Source organism: Limnobaculum zhutongyuii (genome assembly GCF_004295645.1).
GTDB classification, from domain to species: domain Bacteria; phylum Pseudomonadota; class Gammaproteobacteria; order Enterobacterales; family Enterobacteriaceae; genus Limnobaculum; species Limnobaculum zhutongyuii.
Map to the genome: position 1 here is coordinate 2222365 of NZ_CP034752.1, position 17289 is coordinate 2239653.

At 46.9% G+C, this 17289-nt stretch carries 17 protein-coding genes, 1 pseudogene and 1 other annotated feature; of the genes and pseudogenes, 15 read left to right on the forward strand and 3 right to left on the reverse strand.

The window, feature by feature from the left end:
• Nucleotides 1-259 precede the first annotated feature (259 nt).
• Genes artP through artM form a run of 4 tightly spaced genes read left to right on the forward strand, consistent with a single transcriptional unit; the run spans nt 260 to nt 3120 of the window.
• Nucleotides 260-988, forward strand: a complete 729-nt coding sequence (gene artP, locus EKN56_RS09800) for an arginine ABC transporter ATP-binding protein ArtP (RefSeq protein WP_130591612.1) — start codon at nt 260-262, stop codon at nt 986-988.
• Between the two features lie 19 nt (nt 989-1007).
• The gene (gene artJ, locus EKN56_RS09805) at nt 1008-1739 is read left to right on the forward strand and encodes an arginine ABC transporter substrate-binding protein (protein ID WP_130591613.1); all 732 of its coding nucleotides are present in this window, start codon (nt 1008-1010) and stop codon (nt 1737-1739) included.
• An 11-nt stretch (nt 1740-1750) separates the two neighbouring features.
• Nucleotides 1751-2455: an arginine ABC transporter permease ArtQ gene (gene artQ / locus EKN56_RS09810; RefSeq protein ID WP_130591614.1), complete on the forward strand. Its 705-nt coding sequence runs from the start codon at nt 1751-1753 to the stop codon at nt 2453-2455.
• Nucleotides 2455-3120: an arginine ABC transporter permease ArtM gene (gene artM / locus EKN56_RS09815; protein WP_130591615.1), complete on the forward strand. Its 666-nt coding sequence runs from the start codon at nt 2455-2457 to the stop codon at nt 3118-3120. Before artQ ends, artM begins: the two co-directional genes overlap by 1 nt.
• A gap of 101 nt (nt 3121-3221) precedes the next feature.
• On the opposite strand, the gene EKN56_RS09820 is transcribed toward artM, so the two are convergent.
• Nucleotides 3222-4049 (reverse strand): SDR family oxidoreductase, encoded by an 828-nt coding sequence (locus tag EKN56_RS09820; RefSeq protein ID WP_130591616.1) that lies wholly within the window; start codon nt 4047-4049, stop codon nt 3222-3224.
• A gap of 276 nt (nt 4050-4325) precedes the next feature.
• Nucleotides 4326-4451: a sequence feature (His leader region), on the forward strand.
• 46 nt (nt 4452-4497) lie between these two features.
• Here EKN56_RS09820 and hisG point away from each other — a divergent pair.
• The 8 genes from hisG to hisIE are packed head-to-tail and all read left to right on the forward strand — an operon-like array spanning nt 4498 to nt 11538.
• A complete protein-coding gene (gene hisG, locus EKN56_RS09830) occupies nt 4498-5397 on the forward strand; it encodes an ATP phosphoribosyltransferase (RefSeq protein WP_130591617.1) in 900 nt (299 codons plus the stop codon).
• A 5-nt stretch (nt 5398-5402) separates the two neighbouring features.
• Nucleotides 5403-6707 (forward strand): histidinol dehydrogenase, encoded by a 1305-nt coding sequence (gene hisD / locus EKN56_RS09835; RefSeq protein ID WP_130591618.1) that lies wholly within the window; start codon nt 5403-5405, stop codon nt 6705-6707.
• Nucleotides 6708-7763, forward strand: coding sequence for a histidinol-phosphate transaminase (gene hisC / locus EKN56_RS09840; protein WP_130591619.1), 1056 nt, complete (start codon nt 6708-6710; stop codon nt 7761-7763).
• A 14-nt stretch (nt 7764-7777) separates the two neighbouring features.
• A complete protein-coding gene (gene hisB, locus EKN56_RS09845) occupies nt 7778-8845 on the forward strand; it encodes a bifunctional histidinol-phosphatase/imidazoleglycerol-phosphate dehydratase HisB (RefSeq protein WP_130591620.1) in 1068 nt (355 codons plus the stop codon).
• The gene (hisH, locus tag EKN56_RS09850) at nt 8845-9432 is read left to right on the forward strand and encodes an imidazole glycerol phosphate synthase subunit HisH (protein WP_130591621.1); all 588 of its coding nucleotides are present in this window, start codon (nt 8845-8847) and stop codon (nt 9430-9432) included. Before hisB ends, hisH begins: the two co-directional genes overlap by 1 nt.
• Nucleotides 9433-9437: 5 nt before the next feature.
• Nucleotides 9438-10175 carry a 1-(5-phosphoribosyl)-5-[(5-phosphoribosylamino)methylideneamino]imidazole-4-carboxamide isomerase gene (gene hisA / locus EKN56_RS09855; protein WP_130591622.1) on the forward strand — a complete coding sequence of 246 codons (738 nt, stop codon included), beginning with the start codon at nt 9438-9440 and terminating at the stop codon, nt 10173-10175.
• Nucleotides 10157-10933 carry an imidazole glycerol phosphate synthase subunit HisF gene (hisF, locus tag EKN56_RS09860; RefSeq protein ID WP_130591623.1) on the forward strand — a complete coding sequence of 259 codons (777 nt, stop codon included), beginning with the start codon at nt 10157-10159 and terminating at the stop codon, nt 10931-10933. The genes hisA and hisF overlap by 19 nt, the downstream gene beginning before the upstream one ends.
• The gene (hisIE, locus tag EKN56_RS09865) at nt 10927-11538 is read left to right on the forward strand and encodes a bifunctional phosphoribosyl-AMP cyclohydrolase/phosphoribosyl-ATP diphosphatase HisIE (RefSeq protein WP_130591624.1); all 612 of its coding nucleotides are present in this window, start codon (nt 10927-10929) and stop codon (nt 11536-11538) included. Before hisF ends, hisIE begins: the two co-directional genes overlap by 7 nt.
• Before the next feature lie 55 nt (nt 11539-11593).
• On the opposite strand, the gene EKN56_RS09870 is transcribed toward hisIE, so the two are convergent.
• Nucleotides 11594-12085, reverse strand: coding sequence for a GNAT family N-acetyltransferase (locus EKN56_RS09870; RefSeq protein ID WP_210405344.1), 492 nt, complete (start codon nt 12083-12085; stop codon nt 11594-11596).
• Between the two features lie 382 nt (nt 12086-12467).
• On the opposite strand from EKN56_RS09870, the pseudogene fucO reads away from it, so the two are divergent.
• Nucleotides 12468-13619, forward strand: a pseudogene (gene fucO, locus EKN56_RS09875) (lactaldehyde reductase).
• A 49-nt stretch (nt 13620-13668) separates the two neighbouring features.
• Here the strand turns inward: fucO and EKN56_RS09880 are convergent.
• Nucleotides 13669-14508 (reverse strand): ion transporter, encoded by an 840-nt coding sequence (locus EKN56_RS09880; protein WP_130591626.1) that lies wholly within the window; start codon nt 14506-14508, stop codon nt 13669-13671.
• A 249-nt stretch (nt 14509-14757) separates the two neighbouring features.
• On the opposite strand from EKN56_RS09880, the gene sbcB reads away from it, so the two are divergent.
• Nucleotides 14758-16188, forward strand: coding sequence for an exodeoxyribonuclease I (gene sbcB / locus EKN56_RS09885; RefSeq protein WP_130591627.1), 1431 nt, complete (start codon nt 14758-14760; stop codon nt 16186-16188).
• 134 nt (nt 16189-16322) lie between these two features.
• On the forward strand, nt 16323-17252 hold the full coding sequence (gene rarD / locus EKN56_RS09890; RefSeq protein ID WP_130591628.1) for an EamA family transporter RarD: 930 nt from the start codon (nt 16323-16325) through the stop codon (nt 17250-17252).
• Nucleotides 17253-17289: the final 37 nt, after the last annotated feature.

Here is a 17289-nt window from a genome sequence, read left to right on the forward strand (position 1 = left end):
GTAATGTGTTCAGCAACACCGATTGGCTGTCTTTGACAGCCAATACTCCCCTTTTTCTTCCTCTGCTTGTTATCTCCTTTTGTACCATTTTTAAACCTGACCTAAACTAAAGACGCTGCATTTACCGGTAAATAGTCGATGATTAGTCATTCGGTTTTCCGTTAATTGTGAAGTCGTTGCAAATTTTATACGGCTTTGATTGCATCCCTATCCGGTCAACGTTACCATTAACACATTAATTACTATTCAGTATTGGCGCATGAGTATTCATTTAAAAGCGATAAACTGTTTCTACGGTAGCCATCAGGCTCTGTTTGACATCACACTGGACTGCCCAAGCGGAGAAACCTTAGTGTTACTCGGCCCTAGTGGCGCAGGTAAAAGCTCACTAATCAGAGTATTGAATCTGTTAGAAATGCCGGTTTCCGGGCAACTTGCCATCGCAGGTAACAAATTTGATTTTAGTCAGCCGCCATCAGAAAGTGCCATTCGCGAGTTACGTCGTAATGTCGGTATGGTATTTCAGCAATATAATCTGTGGCCGCATCTGACGGTAATGCAGAACCTGATTGAAGCCCCTTGTCGGGTTTTAGGGCTGTCTAAAGAGGCTGCAATCGATCGGGCAGAGAAACTACTGGCGCGTCTGCGTTTACAAGAGTTCAGTACTCGTTTCCCATTACATCTTTCTGGTGGACAACAACAGCGTGTGGCCATTGCCAGAGCCTTGATGATGGAACCTCAGATACTATTATTTGACGAACCAACCGCCGCGCTGGATCCTGAAATCACTGCTCAGGTAGTAAACATCATTCGTGAACTGTCTGATACAGGAATTACTCAGGTTATCGTGACGCATGAAGTTGAGTTTGCCAAGAAGACTGCCAGCCGGGTGGTCTATATGGAACAAGGCCATGTCGTAGAATACGGCACCGCCGATGCCTTTATTCACCCGCAAACCAAAGAGTTTGCAGGTTATCTCTCCCATTAAGTCTCTCTGGAGTCTGGATATGAAAAAATTACTGGTCGCCACCCTGCTTGCAAGCCTTAGCCTTTCTGCCGCAGCCGCAGAAAAAATCCGTTTTGCTACTGAAGCATCCTATCCTCCGTTTGAGTTTGTTGATGCAAAAAATCAGATTCAGGGATTTGATATCGATCTGGCTAATGCGCTGTGTAAAGAGCTTCAGGCGGAATGTACTTTTGCCAATCAGGGTTTTGACAGCCTGGTTCCGGGCCTGAAATTCCGTCGTTTTGATGCCGCGATTGCCGCCATGGATGTTACGCCAGAGCGTCTGGAGCAGGTAGCCTTCACCAATACTTATTATGATAACTCCGCTCAGTTTATTGCTATCAAAGGCAAAGTAGCCGATCTGGCCGCGCTGAAAGGACAAAAAGTCGGCATGCAAAACGGTACCACTCACCAGAAATATCTGCTGGAGAAGCATACCGAAATCACGCCGGTCGCTTATGACAGCTATCAGAATGCCATTCTTGATCTGAAAAGTGGCCGTATTAATGCGGTGTTTGGTGATACGGCGGTAGTCGCCGAGTGGCTGAAGAAAAATGATGATTTAACCAGTGTTAGTGACAGGGTCACAGATAATGCCTACTTTGGTACCGGCTTTGCCATTGCAGTAAACCAAAAGAATACTGACCTGCGCGACAAATTGAATGCCGCACTGGATAAAATCAAGAAAGATGGTACCTATCAGACTATCTATAACAAATGGTTCCAGAAGTAATCTGACAAATAATGAATGAAATTCTCCCGTTAGCCAGCGCCGCCGGTATGACCGTCGGCCTGGCAGTATGCTCTCTGGTGTTGGGTCTGATATTGGCTATGTTTTTTGCCGTATGGGAGTCATCTCGCCTGAAATTTCTTAGCTATATCGCCACCGGTGTCGTTATGATCCTGCGCGGTTTGCCAGAAATTCTGGTGGTATTATTTATCTATTTTGGGGCATCACAACTGTTGATGACCCTTGCAGATGGCTTTACCCTACTGGGCGTCACCATTCAGCTAAATATTGAAAACTTCGATGTCAGCCCATTCCTGTGCGGTGTCATTGCCCTGTCATTACTGTATGCCGCTTATGGTTCACAAACCCTGCGCGGCGCATTAAAAGCAGTTCCTCGTGGGCAGTGGGAATCGGGTCAGGCACTGGGTATCAGTAAAAGCGCCATTTTCTTTCGTTTAATCATGCCGCAAATGTGGCGTCATGCCCTGCCCGGCTTAGGCAATCAATGGCTGGTTCTGTTAAAAGATACTGCACTGGTTTCACTGATTAGCGTTAATGACCTGATGCTGCAAACCAAGAGTATTGCTATCCGCACTCAGGAACCCTTCACCTGGTTTATGATTGCGGCACTGGTCTATTTAGCCATTACCCTGATTAGCCAGCATATTCTCTCCCTGATTGAGCGACGCACTACGCGCTTTGAACGGGAGGCTTCATAATGTTTCAGTATCTACCGGATGTATTACAGGGGCTACATACCAGCCTGACGCTGACGATTGTTGCTCTGATTGTAGCGCTGATTCTGGCTATCCTGTTTACCGTGGTTCTGACGTTAAAAACACCGGTCATTAATTGGATAGTTAAAGGCTATATCACGCTATTTACCGGAACTCCGTTACTGGTACAGATATTCCTGATTTACTACGGCCCGGGTCAATTTGAAGGCATTAAGCAATTCCCGGTGTTATGGCAATTGCTGTCCGAGCCTTGGCTGTGCGCTATGATCGCACTGGCTTTAAACAGTGCTGCCTACTCCACTTTGCTGTTCCACGGCGCAGTACGCGCCATTCCATCCGGTCAGTGGCAGTCTTGCTCTGCATTGGGTATGTCTAAAGCGCAAACCCTGCGGATCTTATTACCTTATGCTTTTAAACGTGCCCTCTCTTCCTATTCCAACGAAGTTGTTCTGGTATTCAAGAGTACTTCTTTGGCCTATACCATTACGCTGATGGAAGTGATGGGTTACAGCCAACTGATGTATGGCCGAACCTACGACGTGATGGTGTATGGCGCAGCCGGTATTATCTATCTGTGTGTTAATGGTTTGCTCACGCTGATGATGCGGTTAATTGAGAAAAAAGCACTGGCGTTTGAGCATCGTTAATTAACGTCAACCACCTGAAACAAATTATTATTGAATATTCCGGCCGCCCTCGATGTCCAGATATAAACATCGAGGGCGGCCGGAAGACCATCGGGGCTTAACTACAACAACGGCATCAATGCCGGGTCTTCAAAGCGGTATTCAAATCCTAATTCCCGACATATCTTTTGCCCATTGATGATTCGTCCCAGCGATGTACGACCTGTTGGCGTAAACTGCGGTGGCGGTACACCCAATTTTTTTGCCATCTGAGGATAGTAATCCTGTTTGCGTGGATGCATTGGCGCGCACAGGTTATAAACATGCCCACCCTGTGGCTGCTTCAGTAATAGTTGAATCGCTGCGATAACATCTTCCTGATGAACCAGGTTTACACCACAGTTTCCCTCCGGCAATTCTTGCTTACCGGACAGGAATCGCCCCGGATGGCGATCGGGTCCAACCAAACCCGCCAGACGCAGAATATCCACCTGCAGGTGAGGCATATCATGTAACCAGTTTTCTATGCTCACCAACGCGTTGCCAGAGACGCGTTCCGGTTTGAGAGAAGATGCTTCCGTTATTTCCCCTTCCCCTGATCCATACACCGAGGTAGAGCTGATAAAAATAATGCGGGAAATTTGCTTACTCAGCGCGCTATCCACTAACAGCTGTACTGACTGACGGTAGATATCCGCCCGCTCAGGATCGCGACTGGCTGGTAAGGTAATAATTAATACATCACAGTTCAGCAGTTGCTCCCAATCCTCTGCTTCACATTCTGGCGAAGGGCTCATCACTAAAGGATAAGCATCTACACCCGTCATACGAGCCGCCTCAACGCCATCCTGTGTGGTTTTACTGCCTGCGACAATATATCCCTGTCCTGCCAGTGAAAGTGCCAGCGGCATTCCAAGCCAGCCTAAACCAATTATGGATACCTTCTTCATCTGCATTTTACCTGTAGGTATATATGACTCTGTTTGTTGGAGTAACGCTATACAATATAAGCCAAAACTAACGGCCTTACCTGTTTAATTCAGTAACCAATCGGTATTTAGAGCAGATAGTTCAACCATGATTTTCTTACCTATTCTACATTCTGCATAATTATTTAAAAAAGTAGTTGCCATTCTGTTAAACAATGGGTAGGTTACTTATCAGCGACATAAATAAATTATCTGATTCAAGGCGCAAAATATTATGAATAACGTTCTGTTTAACCACCATCATCACCATCACCCTGATTAGTCTTCAGGCCTTTGGTGCTGGAAGACGATCAACGGATCTTCCAGTGGCGAACAGAATGTTAGAGAGAGCCCTCGGAAGAATCCTTCCGAGGGCTTTTTTAATGCCCACGATTTAAGAAGAATAAATTAGAGAGATAAGAGGATTACCATGTTAGATAAAAGCCGTTTACGAATAGCTATGCAAAAATCAGGTCGTTTAAGTGATGAATCCCAGAAGCTGTTCGCCAGCTGTGGTATCAAAATTAACCTCCAACAACAGCGCCTGATCGCTTTCGCAGAAAATATGCCCATTGATATTCTTCGCGTACGTGATGACGATATTCCCGGCCTGGTTATGGATGGCGTAGTAGATCTTGGCATTATTGGTGAAAACGTTCTGGAAGAAGAACTGTTAAGCCGCCGCGCTCAGGGAGAGGATCCTCGTTATACTACCCTGCGTCGCCTTGATTTTGGCGGGTGTCGTCTCTCTATCGCTATGCCGCTGGATGCCGAATATACCGGTCCACAATGCTTACAAAACAGCCGTATCGCGACCTCTTATCCTCACCTGTTAAAACGCTATCTGGACGAACAAAAAGTTCGTTTTAAATCCTGTCTGTTAAATGGTTCAGTCGAAGTTGCCCCTCGGGCAGGCTTGGCCGATGCTATCTGCGATCTAGTCTCTACCGGAGCAACGCTGGAAGCCAACGGTCTGCGTGAAGTGGACGTAATCTATCGTTCTAAAGCGACATTAATTCAGCGTGATGGTGAAATCTCCGACGAGAAACAAGAACTGATCAATAAACTGCTGACCCGTATGCAAGGGGTGATTCAGGCTCGTGAATCCAAATACATCATGCTGCACGCACCGAACGACCGTCTGGAAGAGATTGTCGCCCTGCTTCCTGGTGCCGAGCGCCCTACCATTCTGCCGCTGGCCGGTGATAAAAATCGCGTAGCCATGCACATGGTGAGTAGTGAGACGTTGTTCTGGGAAACCATGGAAAGCCTGAAAAAACTCGGTGCCAGCTCAATTCTGGTGTTACCAATCGAAAAAATGATGGAGTAACCACCATGCAACTGACCTACTGGGAACAATGCAATAAACAGCAACAGCAGGAACTGCTTTCTCGTCCTGCGGTAAATGCATCCGATCGCATCAGTACCGCGGTGAGCGAAATCATCGAACAGGTGAGAGCCGGTGGTGACCGAGCGCTGACCCTGCTTAACGCTAAGTTTGATAAAGTACAAACCACCAGCCTGCGTATCACCGAGCAAGAAATCAATGCGGCGTCTGAGCGTTTAGGTGACGAAATCAAACAGGCAATGGCTATTGCGGCACGCAATATCGAAACCTTCCACAAGGCTCAAGTGTTGCCACCGGTGGATATCGAAACACAGCCTGGCGTACGTTGTCAGCAGGTTACTCGCCCAATTCAATCCGTTGGCCTGTACATTCCAGGAGGAACCGCACCGCTTCCGTCAACGGTATTAATGTTAGGCATCCCTTCTCGTCTGGCGGGTTGTAAAGAAGTGGTGCTTTGTTCACCGCCACCGATTGCCGATGAAATTCTGTATGCGGCAAAACTGTGCGGTATTAAAAACGTTTTCCAACTGGGTGGCGCTCAGGCCATAGCCGCGATGGCATTTGGCAGCGAAACCGTACCTAAAGTGGATAAAATCTTCGGACCGGGCAACGCCTATGTGACCGAAGCCAAACGTCAGGTGAGTCAGGCTATTGGTGGTGCGGCGATTGATATGCCAGCCGGTCCTTCAGAAGTACTGGTAATCGCTGACAGTGGTTCAACCCCTGCCTTTATCGCCTCGGATCTGCTGTCACAGGCGGAACACGGCCCCGATTCTCAGGTTATTTTATTAACGCCAGACAGAGATATTGCTCAGGCCGTTGCTGAACAGCTGGAACAGCAATTGGTAACCCTGTCACGACAAGATATTGCCCGTCAGGCGTTGGCTGAAAGTCGCTTAATTGTGACCAGAGATCTGGACCAATGCATTGATATCAGTAACCAGTATGGACCAGAGCACTTAATCATTCAGACGCGCGATCCTGAAGCACTGGTGGAGCGAATTACCAGCGCTGGTTCGGTGTTCCTTGGCGACTGGTCACCGGAATCTGCCGGTGATTACGCATCCGGAACCAATCACGTATTGCCGACCTACGGTTACACCGCAACCAGTTCCAGTTTAGGCTTAGCGGATTTCCAAAAGCGTATGACCGTTCAACAGTTAACCCAGCAGGGTTTTATGGCGTTAGCCCCGACGATTGAAACCCTTGCACAGGCTGAGCAATTAACCGCCCACAAACAGGCTGTCTCTTTGCGCGTCGCCAAACTAAAACAACTGAATCCGGAGGCGTAAATGAGTATTGAACAATTAGCCCGCGATAATGTAAGAAAGTTAACGCCTTATCAGTCAGCTCGCCGTATTGGTGGTAACGGTGACGTTTGGCTGAATGCCAATGAGTATCCGGAAGCCACCAGTTATCAGCTGACAGAGCAAAATTTAAACCGCTATCCGGAATGCCAACCGGTTCAGGTGATTCAACGTTACGCCACTTACGCAGGCGTAAAACCAGAGCAGGTTATCGTTAGCCGTGGTGCTGATGAAGGTATTGAATTACTGATGCGAGCCTTCTGCGAGCCGGGTAAAGACTCAGTGCTCTACTGCCCGCCAACCTATGGGATGTATAGCGTAAGTGCCGAAACCCTCGGTGTTGAACGCCGGACTGTCGCCAGCAAAGCTGACTGGCAGTTAGATTTACCTGCCATTGCCGCTGCACTGGAAGGCGTAAAACTGGTTTACGTTTGCAGTCCAAATAATCCCACCGGAAATCTGATCAATCCGGACGACATTCGTGAACTGCTGGCAATGACTGCCGGACGCGCATTAGTCGTCGTTGATGAAGCCTATATTGAATTTTGTCCTGAAGCCAGCGTAGTCAGTTGGCTCAGCCAGTACCCTAACCTGGTGGTGTTGCGTACGCTGTCCAAAGCTTTTGCACTGGCGGGTTTACGCTGTGGCTTTACCCTCGCCAGCCAAGAGATTATCAATCTGCTGTTGAAAGTGATTGCCCCTTATCCACTCTCAACACCGGTGGCAGACATTGCCGCACAGGCACTGAGCGAAACGGGTATATCCACCATGCGTAAACGCGTAGCAGAACTCAATGCCCGTCGCGATCAACTGAAGCTAACGTTAGCTAAATGCGCCTGCGTAACCCAGGTTTATCCCAGCGAAACTAACTATCTGCTATTTAACCTGACAGATTCAGAAAAAGCCTTTAAGGCGCTTTGGGATAAAGGAATTATACTCAGAGACCAAAACAAACAGCCGGGACTGAAAGGATGCCTGCGCATCTCTATCGGAACCCAGCGTGAATGCGATGCCGTCACTGACGCTTTGAAAAACTTTTAAGGAAAACAGCCGCCATGAGCCAAAAATATCTGTTTATTGACCGCGACGGTACCATCATCGCCGAACCCCCTGAAGACTTTCAGGTAGATCGGTTAGATAAGCTGGCATTAGAGCCACAGGTCATTCCCGCCCTGCTGAAATTACAGGATGCCGGTTATCAACTGGTGATGATCACCAATCAGGACGGACTGGGAACCAGCAGTTTTCCGCAGCAAGATTTCGATCCACCACACAACCTGATGATGCAGATTCTGTCCTCTCAAGGAATTTGCTTTAAAGAAACGCTGATCTGTCCGCACATGCCAGCAGACAAATGTGACTGCCGCAAGCCTAAAACAAAAATGGTGGCAGCCTATATGCATAAAGCCGTGATGGATTATGAGAATTCCTGGGTGATTGGCGATCGGGAAACCGACATCCAGTTGGCGAAAAACATGGGTATTCAGGGCATTCGCTACCAGCGTGATGCGCTGGGCTGGAATCAAATCGTTGAACAGTTAACTCAGTCAGACCGCCATGCTCATGTTATTCGTACCACCAAAGAAACCTCCATTGATGTGGAAGTCTGGCTGGATCGTGAGGGCGACAGCAAAATTCACACCGGTATTGGTTTCTTTGACCATATGCTGGACCAAATAGCCACTCATGGCGGTTTTCGTATGAATATCAATGTGAAAGGCGATCTGTTTATTGACGATCACCACACCATTGAAGATACCGGTTTGGCACTGGGTGAAGCGCTTAAAAAGGCATTGGGTGATAAACGCGGTATTGGCCGTTTTGGTTTTACACTACCGATGGATGAGTGTCTGGCCCGCTGTGCGCTGGACATTTCCGGTCGTCCTTTCCTTGAGTACAAAGCCGAATTTACCCATCAGCGCGTTGGCGATATGAGCACTGAGATGGTGGAACACTTCTTCCACTCGCTGTCTTACTCAATGGCGGTCACCTTACACCTGAAAACCAAGGGTAAAAATGACCACCACAGGGTGGAAAGTCTGTTTAAAGTATTTGGCCGCACCCTGCGTCAGGCAATCCGCGTAGAGGGTAATACCCTGCCGAGCTCAAAAGGGGTGCTGTAATGGAAGTGGTGATTTTAGATACCGGCTGTGCCAACCTGGCATCGGTGGCTTATGCGGTTAAGCGCCTGGGCTATAACCCGGTAGTGAGTCGGGATCCAGACATTGTTCTGCGTTCTGACAAGCTATTTCTTCCCGGTGTAGGTTCCGCCTCTGCCGCCATGAAAATACTGAATGAGCGCGAATTAATCCCTTTAATCAAAGCCTGTACTCAACCGGTTTTAGGCATTTGCCTCGGTATGCAGCTACTGGCTAAAAGCAGTGAAGAAGGCTCAACAGATACGCTGGGCATTATTGATGCTCCGATCAAGCAGATGAAAGCGCACAACCTGCCTCTCCCTCATATGGGCTGGAATAACGTCAATCCACTGGCGGGTCATCATCTGTTTCGCGGCATCGAGGACGGTGCTTATTTCTATTTCGTACATGGATACGCTATGCCCGTATGTTCAGCCACTATCGCGCACTCCACCTACGGCGAGCCCTTCACCGCCGCAGTACAGCAAGACAACTTCTTCGGCGTACAGTTTCATCCAGAACGTTCTGGTCAGGCCGGCGCACAACTACTGAAAAACTTTCTGGAGATGTAACTGAGATGATTATTCCTGCATTAGACCTGATTGACGGCAGCGTAGTGCGTCTGCATCAGGGAGACTATGGACAACAGCGCGATTATGGTAACGATCCACTGCCGCGCCTGCAACAATATCAACAGCAAGGTGCTCAGGTACTGCATCTGGTTGATTTAACCGGTGCTAAAGACCCGAAAGCTCGCCAGTTGCCTTTATTACGCAAACTGTTAGCCGGTGTTTCGGTTCCGGTTCAGATTGGTGGCGGTATTCGTACAGAACAAGACGTCAGTGATTTAATTGATGCCGGAGCCAGCCGGGTAGTTATCGGTTCAACCGCCGTACGCCAGCCCGAAATGGTAGAACAATGGTTTAAACGTTTTGGTGCCGATGCATTGGTGTTGGCGCTAGATGTACGCATTGATGATAACGGTAATAAAAACGTAGCCATTAGCGGCTGGCAGGAAAACTCCAGCCAGACTCTGGAACAGATAGTAGAACGCTATCTTCCCTATGGCTTAAAGCACGTGCTCTGTACCGATATATCCCGTGACGGTACCCTGGCTGGTTCTAACGTCGATTTATATTGTGAAATTAGCCAGCGTTATCCGGACATTGCATTTCAGGCATCCGGCGGGATTGGCAGTCTGAATGATATTGCTGCCCTGCGCACCAGCGGTGTAAAAGGCGTGATTGTTGGTCGTGCCCTGTTGGACGGTAAATTTAACGTAGAGGAGGCCATTTCATGCTGGCAAAACGGATAATACCCTGTCTGGACGTTCGTGATGGTCAGGTGGTTAAAGGCGTGCAGTTTCGCAATCATGAAATCATTGGTGATATTGTTCCACTGGCCAAACGCTATGCTGAAGAAGGCGCGGATGAACTGGTGTTTTATGATATTACCGCCTCTTCCGATGGCCGCGTAGTGGATAAAAGCTGGGTCTCAAAAGTAGCAGAAGTGATTGATATCCCCTTCTGCGTTGCCGGTGGAATTAAAAGCATTGAAGATGCCGGTCAGATCCTCTCGTTTGGCGCGGATAAAATCTCCATTAACTCTCCGGCATTAGCTAATCCATCATTGATCTCTCAGTTAGCCGACCGTTTCGGCGTGCAGTGCGTGGTAGTGGGCATTGATACCTGGTATAACGCTGAACAAGAAAGCTATCAGGTTTATCAATTTACCGGTGACGAAGCCCGCACCAAAGCCACCGCCTGGAACACGTTGGATTGGGTACAGGAAGTACAAAAGCGCGGAGCCGGTGAAATTGTGCTAAATATGATGAATCAGGATGGTGTTCGTAACGGCTATGATTTGAAACAGCTGAAGCTGGTACGCCAGGTCTGTAAAGTTCCGCTTATTGCCTCTGGCGGTGCCGGAACAATGGAACATTTTCTCGATGCATTTAACGTCGCTAACGTTGACGGCGCACTGGCCGCATCGGTGTTCCATAAGCAAATTATCAATATCGGTGAGCTAAAACGCTATCTTGCCGATAATCAAGTGGAGATCAGAACATGTTAACGCAACAGCAACACAGCCAGCTGGATTGGGAAAAAGTCGACGGTATGATGCCAGCGATTGTCCAGCATGCGGTTTCCGGCGAGGTTCTGATGTTAGGTTATATGAATCTGGAAGCCTTACACGCTACAGAGCAAAGCGGTAAAGTGACCTTTTTCTCCCGAACAAAACAGCGCTTATGGACCAAGGGAGAAAGCTCCGGCAACTTCCTGAATGTTGTCAGCATGACGCCGGACTGTGATAACGATAGTCTGTTGATTCTGGCCAATCCGGTTGGTCCTACCTGCCATAATGGTACCAGCAGTTGCTTTGCGCCTGCTGAAACTGAATGGACATTTCTCTATCAGTTAGAGCAGTTGCTGGCCTCGCGTAAGCAGGCGGATCCGGCCACCTCTTACACCGCAAAACTGTATGCCAGCGGAACCAAACGCATTGCTCAAAAAGTAGGTGAAGAAGGTGTAGAAACCGCACTGGCCGCAACAGTTAATGACCGTGAAGAGCTAACCAATGAAGCATCCGATCTGGTTTATCACTTACTGGTTCTGCTACAGGATCAGGATTTGAATTTAAGTTCGGTGATTAACCGGCTGCGGGAAAGACATAAGTAATAGGTAAATAACCTTACTATCCTAAAAGCCAGCGCCTCGCTGGCTTTTTCATTTATTACTTCTCCATCACTATCAATTTCAAATCCTGATTAAATTGCTGATATTCCGCTTCCGTAATCTTTCGTCCGCTGCTTAACACTTTCAGCTGATGCCCATGAAACTTCCCCTGATAAGGCGGGTGAACATGAGGGAAATCATTTTCCACAAACCCTAATGCACGATAAAAACGCAGCCGTTTTTGAGAGATCTCATCCACTACCGGATCGATTTCCAGAATCACCGTTTTATTCGTCGAAGCAATCAACTCCCCCAGCAAACGGGTTCCATAGCCCTGCCCGCGCACCTTGTCACTAATGGCATAGTGCTCAATATACACATAGTCAGCAAACTCCCAATATGCCACGAAGCCAACAAACAGCGAGTTCTCCTCATAACAGTGAAGGAAATAGTTTTCTGCCATTAATCCCTTTGCCTGATGCTCAAAGGTACGCTGCTCAAATTCGGGGAAAGAGATGCGATAAAGGCGTTCAAAGGTTGGAAAAAGCACGTCATTAGTACTGTGTAATCGGGTAACTTTCATGATGTGAGAAAATAAATATCCTGATAGTTGAAATTAGAAAACGGATAAAACATACCGAATAGTCACCTTATTGCCAACCCTTCCATTGGGCTAGAGTCAGATATCTTGTTTTATGGTCTGAGATCAAAGTTTATTCTTTTTTTCTAAAAATAATAACTAAAAACAACTGTTCCCCCCCCTTTCCTAACCTATATCAATTTTCTGACAGGAAAGTTAATTACTCTAAGTTCATAGACATGGAGTTCGGTTCAGCCGGCTGGAAAACAGCCTGAACTGCCAATTTAGATAACTTCAGGAATTGATTCATTTTTAATCGCTTTTAAATATAACAATCTTATGGAGCTATAACATGGCAAATAGAATGATCCTCAATGAAACCTCCTATTTTGGTGCCGGAGCCATTTCCCATATTGTGGATGAAGTGAAAAAGCGCGGATTCAAAAAGGCGCTGCTGGTAACCGATAAAGACCTGATTAAGTTCGGTGTGGCCACTAAAGTGAGCAAACTACTGGATGAAGCCAAACTGCCTTACGAGATGTTTGATGAAGTTATCCCAAACCCAACCATTGCCGTAGTGCAAAAAGGGGTAGCGAAGTTTAAACAGTCTGGAGCCGATTATCTGATTGCCGTTGGTGGTGGCTCACCACAGGATACCTGTAAAGCGATTGGCATTATCATTAACAACCCTGAATACGCTGACGTAAGAAGTCTGGAAGGCGTAGCGCCCACTAAAAACGCCTGCGTTCCCATGATTGCCATTCCTACCACCGCCGGTACCGCAGCTGAAGTTACCATTAACTATGTCATTACCGACGAAGAGAAACGCCGTAAGTTTGTCTGCGTTGACCCACATGATATTCCGGTTATTGCTATTATTGACTCCGAAATGATGGCCAGCATGCCTGCCTCACTAAAAGCCGCAACCGGTATTGACGCCCTGACCCACGCCATCGAAGGTTATACCACCAAAGGTGCCTAGGAACTGACAGATATGATGCATCTAAAAGCCATTGAGATTATTGCCCGCTCTCTGCGCTCTTCGGTAAAAGGCGACCCTGTTGGCGTTGAAGATATGGCGTTAGGTCAATACATTGCCGGTATGGGATTCTCTAACGTTGGTTTAGGTCTGGTTCATGGCATGGCGCATCCATTAGGCGCTTTTTACGACACGCCTCATGGTGTGGCCAACGCTATTTTGCTGCCTCATATCATGGCTTACAACGCCGATTTCACCGGTGATAAATTCCGTGCTATCGCCATTGCTATGGGTGTTAAAGGCGCAGCGGATATGGCGCTGGCCGAAGTACGTGAAGCCGCTATTAATGCGGTAAAGCAACTAAGCAAAGACGTTGGTATTCCAGCCAAACTTCGTGATGTTGGTATGAAAGAGAGTGATATCGATGCGCTGGCTCAGGCCGCCTTTGACGATGTATGTACCGGTGGCAACCCACGGGATACCAACGTAGAAGAGATTAAAGCACTGTATCGCTCGATTTATTAATTTAATGTATCAACAGCCCTTTAGTTCATCTAAAGGGCTTTTCTTCACATCAACCGTTACTACTCAGTTTGCCACCACAGTGTTTACAGTACCGGGCATCACGTTCATGCCCTACGTGTTTACATATCGGACAGCGAAAAGATATTTTACGTTCTCTTTCTGCCATCACATAGGCCGAAAGAATACTGGTAGGTATCGCCAGTGACAAATAACCTAATATAATCAACATGGAAGCAATAATACGACCTGGCGTGGTGTGAGGCGTAATATCCCCATATCCAACGGTAGCCAGTGTCACTACCGCCCAGTAGATTGAAGATCCCAGATTAGTAAATCCATTTTGTGGGCCTTCTATTACAAACATAATACCGCCGCTCATCATTGCTACAATAACAATGCAGAATAAAAACAGTAATAGCTTGCTTCTGGCTTTTAAAATACAGCGATGAAAAAATGCCACATCATCCATTACGCCCAATAGTTTAAACAGGCGCAAAATACAGAGAATACGCCCCAATCTCATTAAATTCTCATAATGCGCAACCAGCTCAGGAAATAATAAAATCAAATAAAGACTGAGCGTGGTTATTAAATCAATCAGCCCCATGACAGAGGTTGGATACTTGATAAACTTAGGAGTAACCCAAAGTCGCATAAGATATTCAAAGGAAAACAACAGAACAAAGATGATATCCATCTGATGGTAAAACGTCGGATGATTAAAATTAAACCCTAATCCCCCCATCCGCATAAATTCAGTCAATACGATAAGTAATGCTATTCCTCCCCAAAACAGAGAGACAACCTTTCCCATTGGGGTTTTAATACTAAAGCACAGCAGATAAATCCGGCGTTTAGTCTGATAAAATGAATGCGCAGTTTCAGACATAAAATGCACCAACCATGATGATGGGATTAAAAGAAATTATATACTTAGTTATATCATTTAATTTGGTTGAGTAATTATATCAATCACAATCATTATCCATTAATAGAATAGCTATATCTTCAATAAGCTTAAGCTTTCCCGCGACATTAAATCACCATGGATAAATTCTACCGATTGATTCGGCTTTTGATGTTATCCTTACCAACCAGAAATCAGATAACCGACAGACAACTAAAGACTATTCGTAAGATGAAAAACCCAGCAGAACAGCCAACTTTTTACGTTCATGATTATGAAACTTTCGGTATTAGTCCATCCTACGATCGCCCCGCTCAGTTTGCCGGCGTTCGTACTGATAGTGATTTCAATATTATCGCTGAACCATTAGTTATTTACTGTAAGCCCGCCAATGACTACCTTCCTGATCCTGATGCCGTGATGATCACCGGTATTACTCCTCAGGAAGCTATCAGCAAGGGCATGGTTGAAGCGGAATTTGCCCGTCAAATTCACGATAGTTTTAGCGTCCCGAATACCTGCATTTTGGGTTACAACAATATTCGCTTTGATGATGAAGTGAGCCGGAATATTTTTTACCGTAACTTCCACGACCCTTACGCTTATAGCTGGCAAAATGGCAATTCTCGTTGGGATCTGCTGGATGTTATGCGAGCCTGTTATGCCCTGCGACCTGATGGTATTCAATGGCCATTGAATGATGATGGCTTACCCAGCTTTAAGCTGGAACACCTCACCAAAGCCAACGGTGTGGAACATACTCACGCTCATGATGCAATGTCCGATGTTTACGCCACTATTGCTATGGCGAAGCTAGTGAAACAGGCCCAGCCTAAACTGTTTGATTATCTGTACCAGTTAAGAAATAAGCGCAAAGTGGCTAACCTGATTGATATTGCCGAAATAACCCCGCTGGTTCACGTATCCGGTATGTTTGGCGCACTGCGGGGAAATACCAGTTGGATTGCACCACTGGCCTGGCATCCGGATAACAATAATGCGGTGATTGTCTGCGATTTAGCGGGTGATATGACCCCACTGCTGGAGCTGGATGCTGATACTTTACGTGCACGACTCTACACCCGTCGTGATGACCTTGGTGAGGGAGAGTTGCCGGTTCCGTTAAAACTGGTACATACCAATAAGTGCCCAGTGTTAGCCCCTGCTAAAACGCTACTGCCGGAAAATGCCGACCGTTTGGGTATCGATCGTCAACGCTGTCTGGCCAATCTTCAATTACTACGTCAGAGCCCGGACCTGCGCGAAAAAGTTGTTGCTATCTATAGCGAAGCTACACCGTTTACGCCACCAACTGATGTGGATGGTCGATTATATGACGGCTTCTTCAGCGATGCGGATCGTGCGGCTATTGGCATCATTCAGAAAACTAAACCGGAAAACCTGCCGGCATTAACGCTGGCCTTTAATGATAACCGGCTGGAAACCCTGTTGTTCCGCTACCGCGCCCGTAACTATCCTAAAACCCTGGATGATGCTGAACAACGCCGCTGGCTGGCACATCGTCAGGAGATGTTAAGTCCGGAACGTCTGGAGAAGTACGTGGCTAAAATCGAGCAACTGGCTCAATTACACGGCGATAATGCAGATAAACTCTCCCAGCTTAAAGCACTGTTTCGCTACGCTGAACAGTTGGTTGGCTAATATTTTCGATCGTTTTACGCCATATAGCAGAACTCTCTGATATATGGCGTTTTTGTTGATTTAGTCTGCTATATCTCTGTTTTGCACCGGTGTATCATAACTTCAACACCCGTTTAAAGCAGGACATCAGTAGTATGATGGTCAGGTCCGGAGCCGCGCTGGCAATCTTCTCTTTTATACTGTGGGGCATTACCCCGCTGTTTTATCGCCTGTTACCTGGTGCCGAACCCATTGAAATGCTGGCTCAACGGATTTTATGGTCTCTTCCTCTGCTCTTGTTAGTTCGTCCTTTGATAAAACAGCGCACCCGCTGGCGAGAAATCTGGCAGGATAAGCGCTCCTTGCTGTTTTGTCTGCTGGGTACCAGCATTATGGCTATTTCCTGGTGTACCTTTACTTACGCTATGACTCACGATCAGGTTTTAGCCGCCAGTCTTGGCTACTTTATTAATCCACTATTCTCTATTTTGCTGGGCATGATTTTTTTGCATGAGCGCCTTAGCCTCAGCCAAAAACTGGCGGTACTGTTTGCTTTTGCCGGTGTCAGTTATCAACTCTGGCAATACTGCCAATTACCGGTGTTAGCATTGATTATGGGGAGTGCTTTTGCGCTGTACGGCCTGATTCGTAAGTTCATTCGTTTTGACATTATCACCGCCCTTACCGTTGAAACGCTGTGGCTGTTTCCCGTAGCCATTGGTTTAACCATTTGGTTATCGACCAGCGGCGAAAGTGCATTAACCAATGCCGATACCACAACCCGGATTTACTATGCGCTGACAGCTCCAGTTACCCTGCTGCCTTTGCTATTTTTCGCTGCCGCAATTAAACGCACCACCTTAACCGTGATTGGATTATCCCAATATATTGAACCCACTATTCAGTTCTTACTGGCGATTTTCTTGTTCAATGAGGCTTTCGATAAAGTGAAAGGCGTTAGCTTTACCCTGATTTGGATTGGGTTGCTGTTTTGTATGTCGGGGTTACTGAAGGGATGGATTCTACAAAGACGGCATCATACTTCTGTTGTTCAAAATGGTCAGCCAAAAGAAGATATTATTTAACTGAAATAAAGTAAAAACTAAAAAGGGCGTCATACAT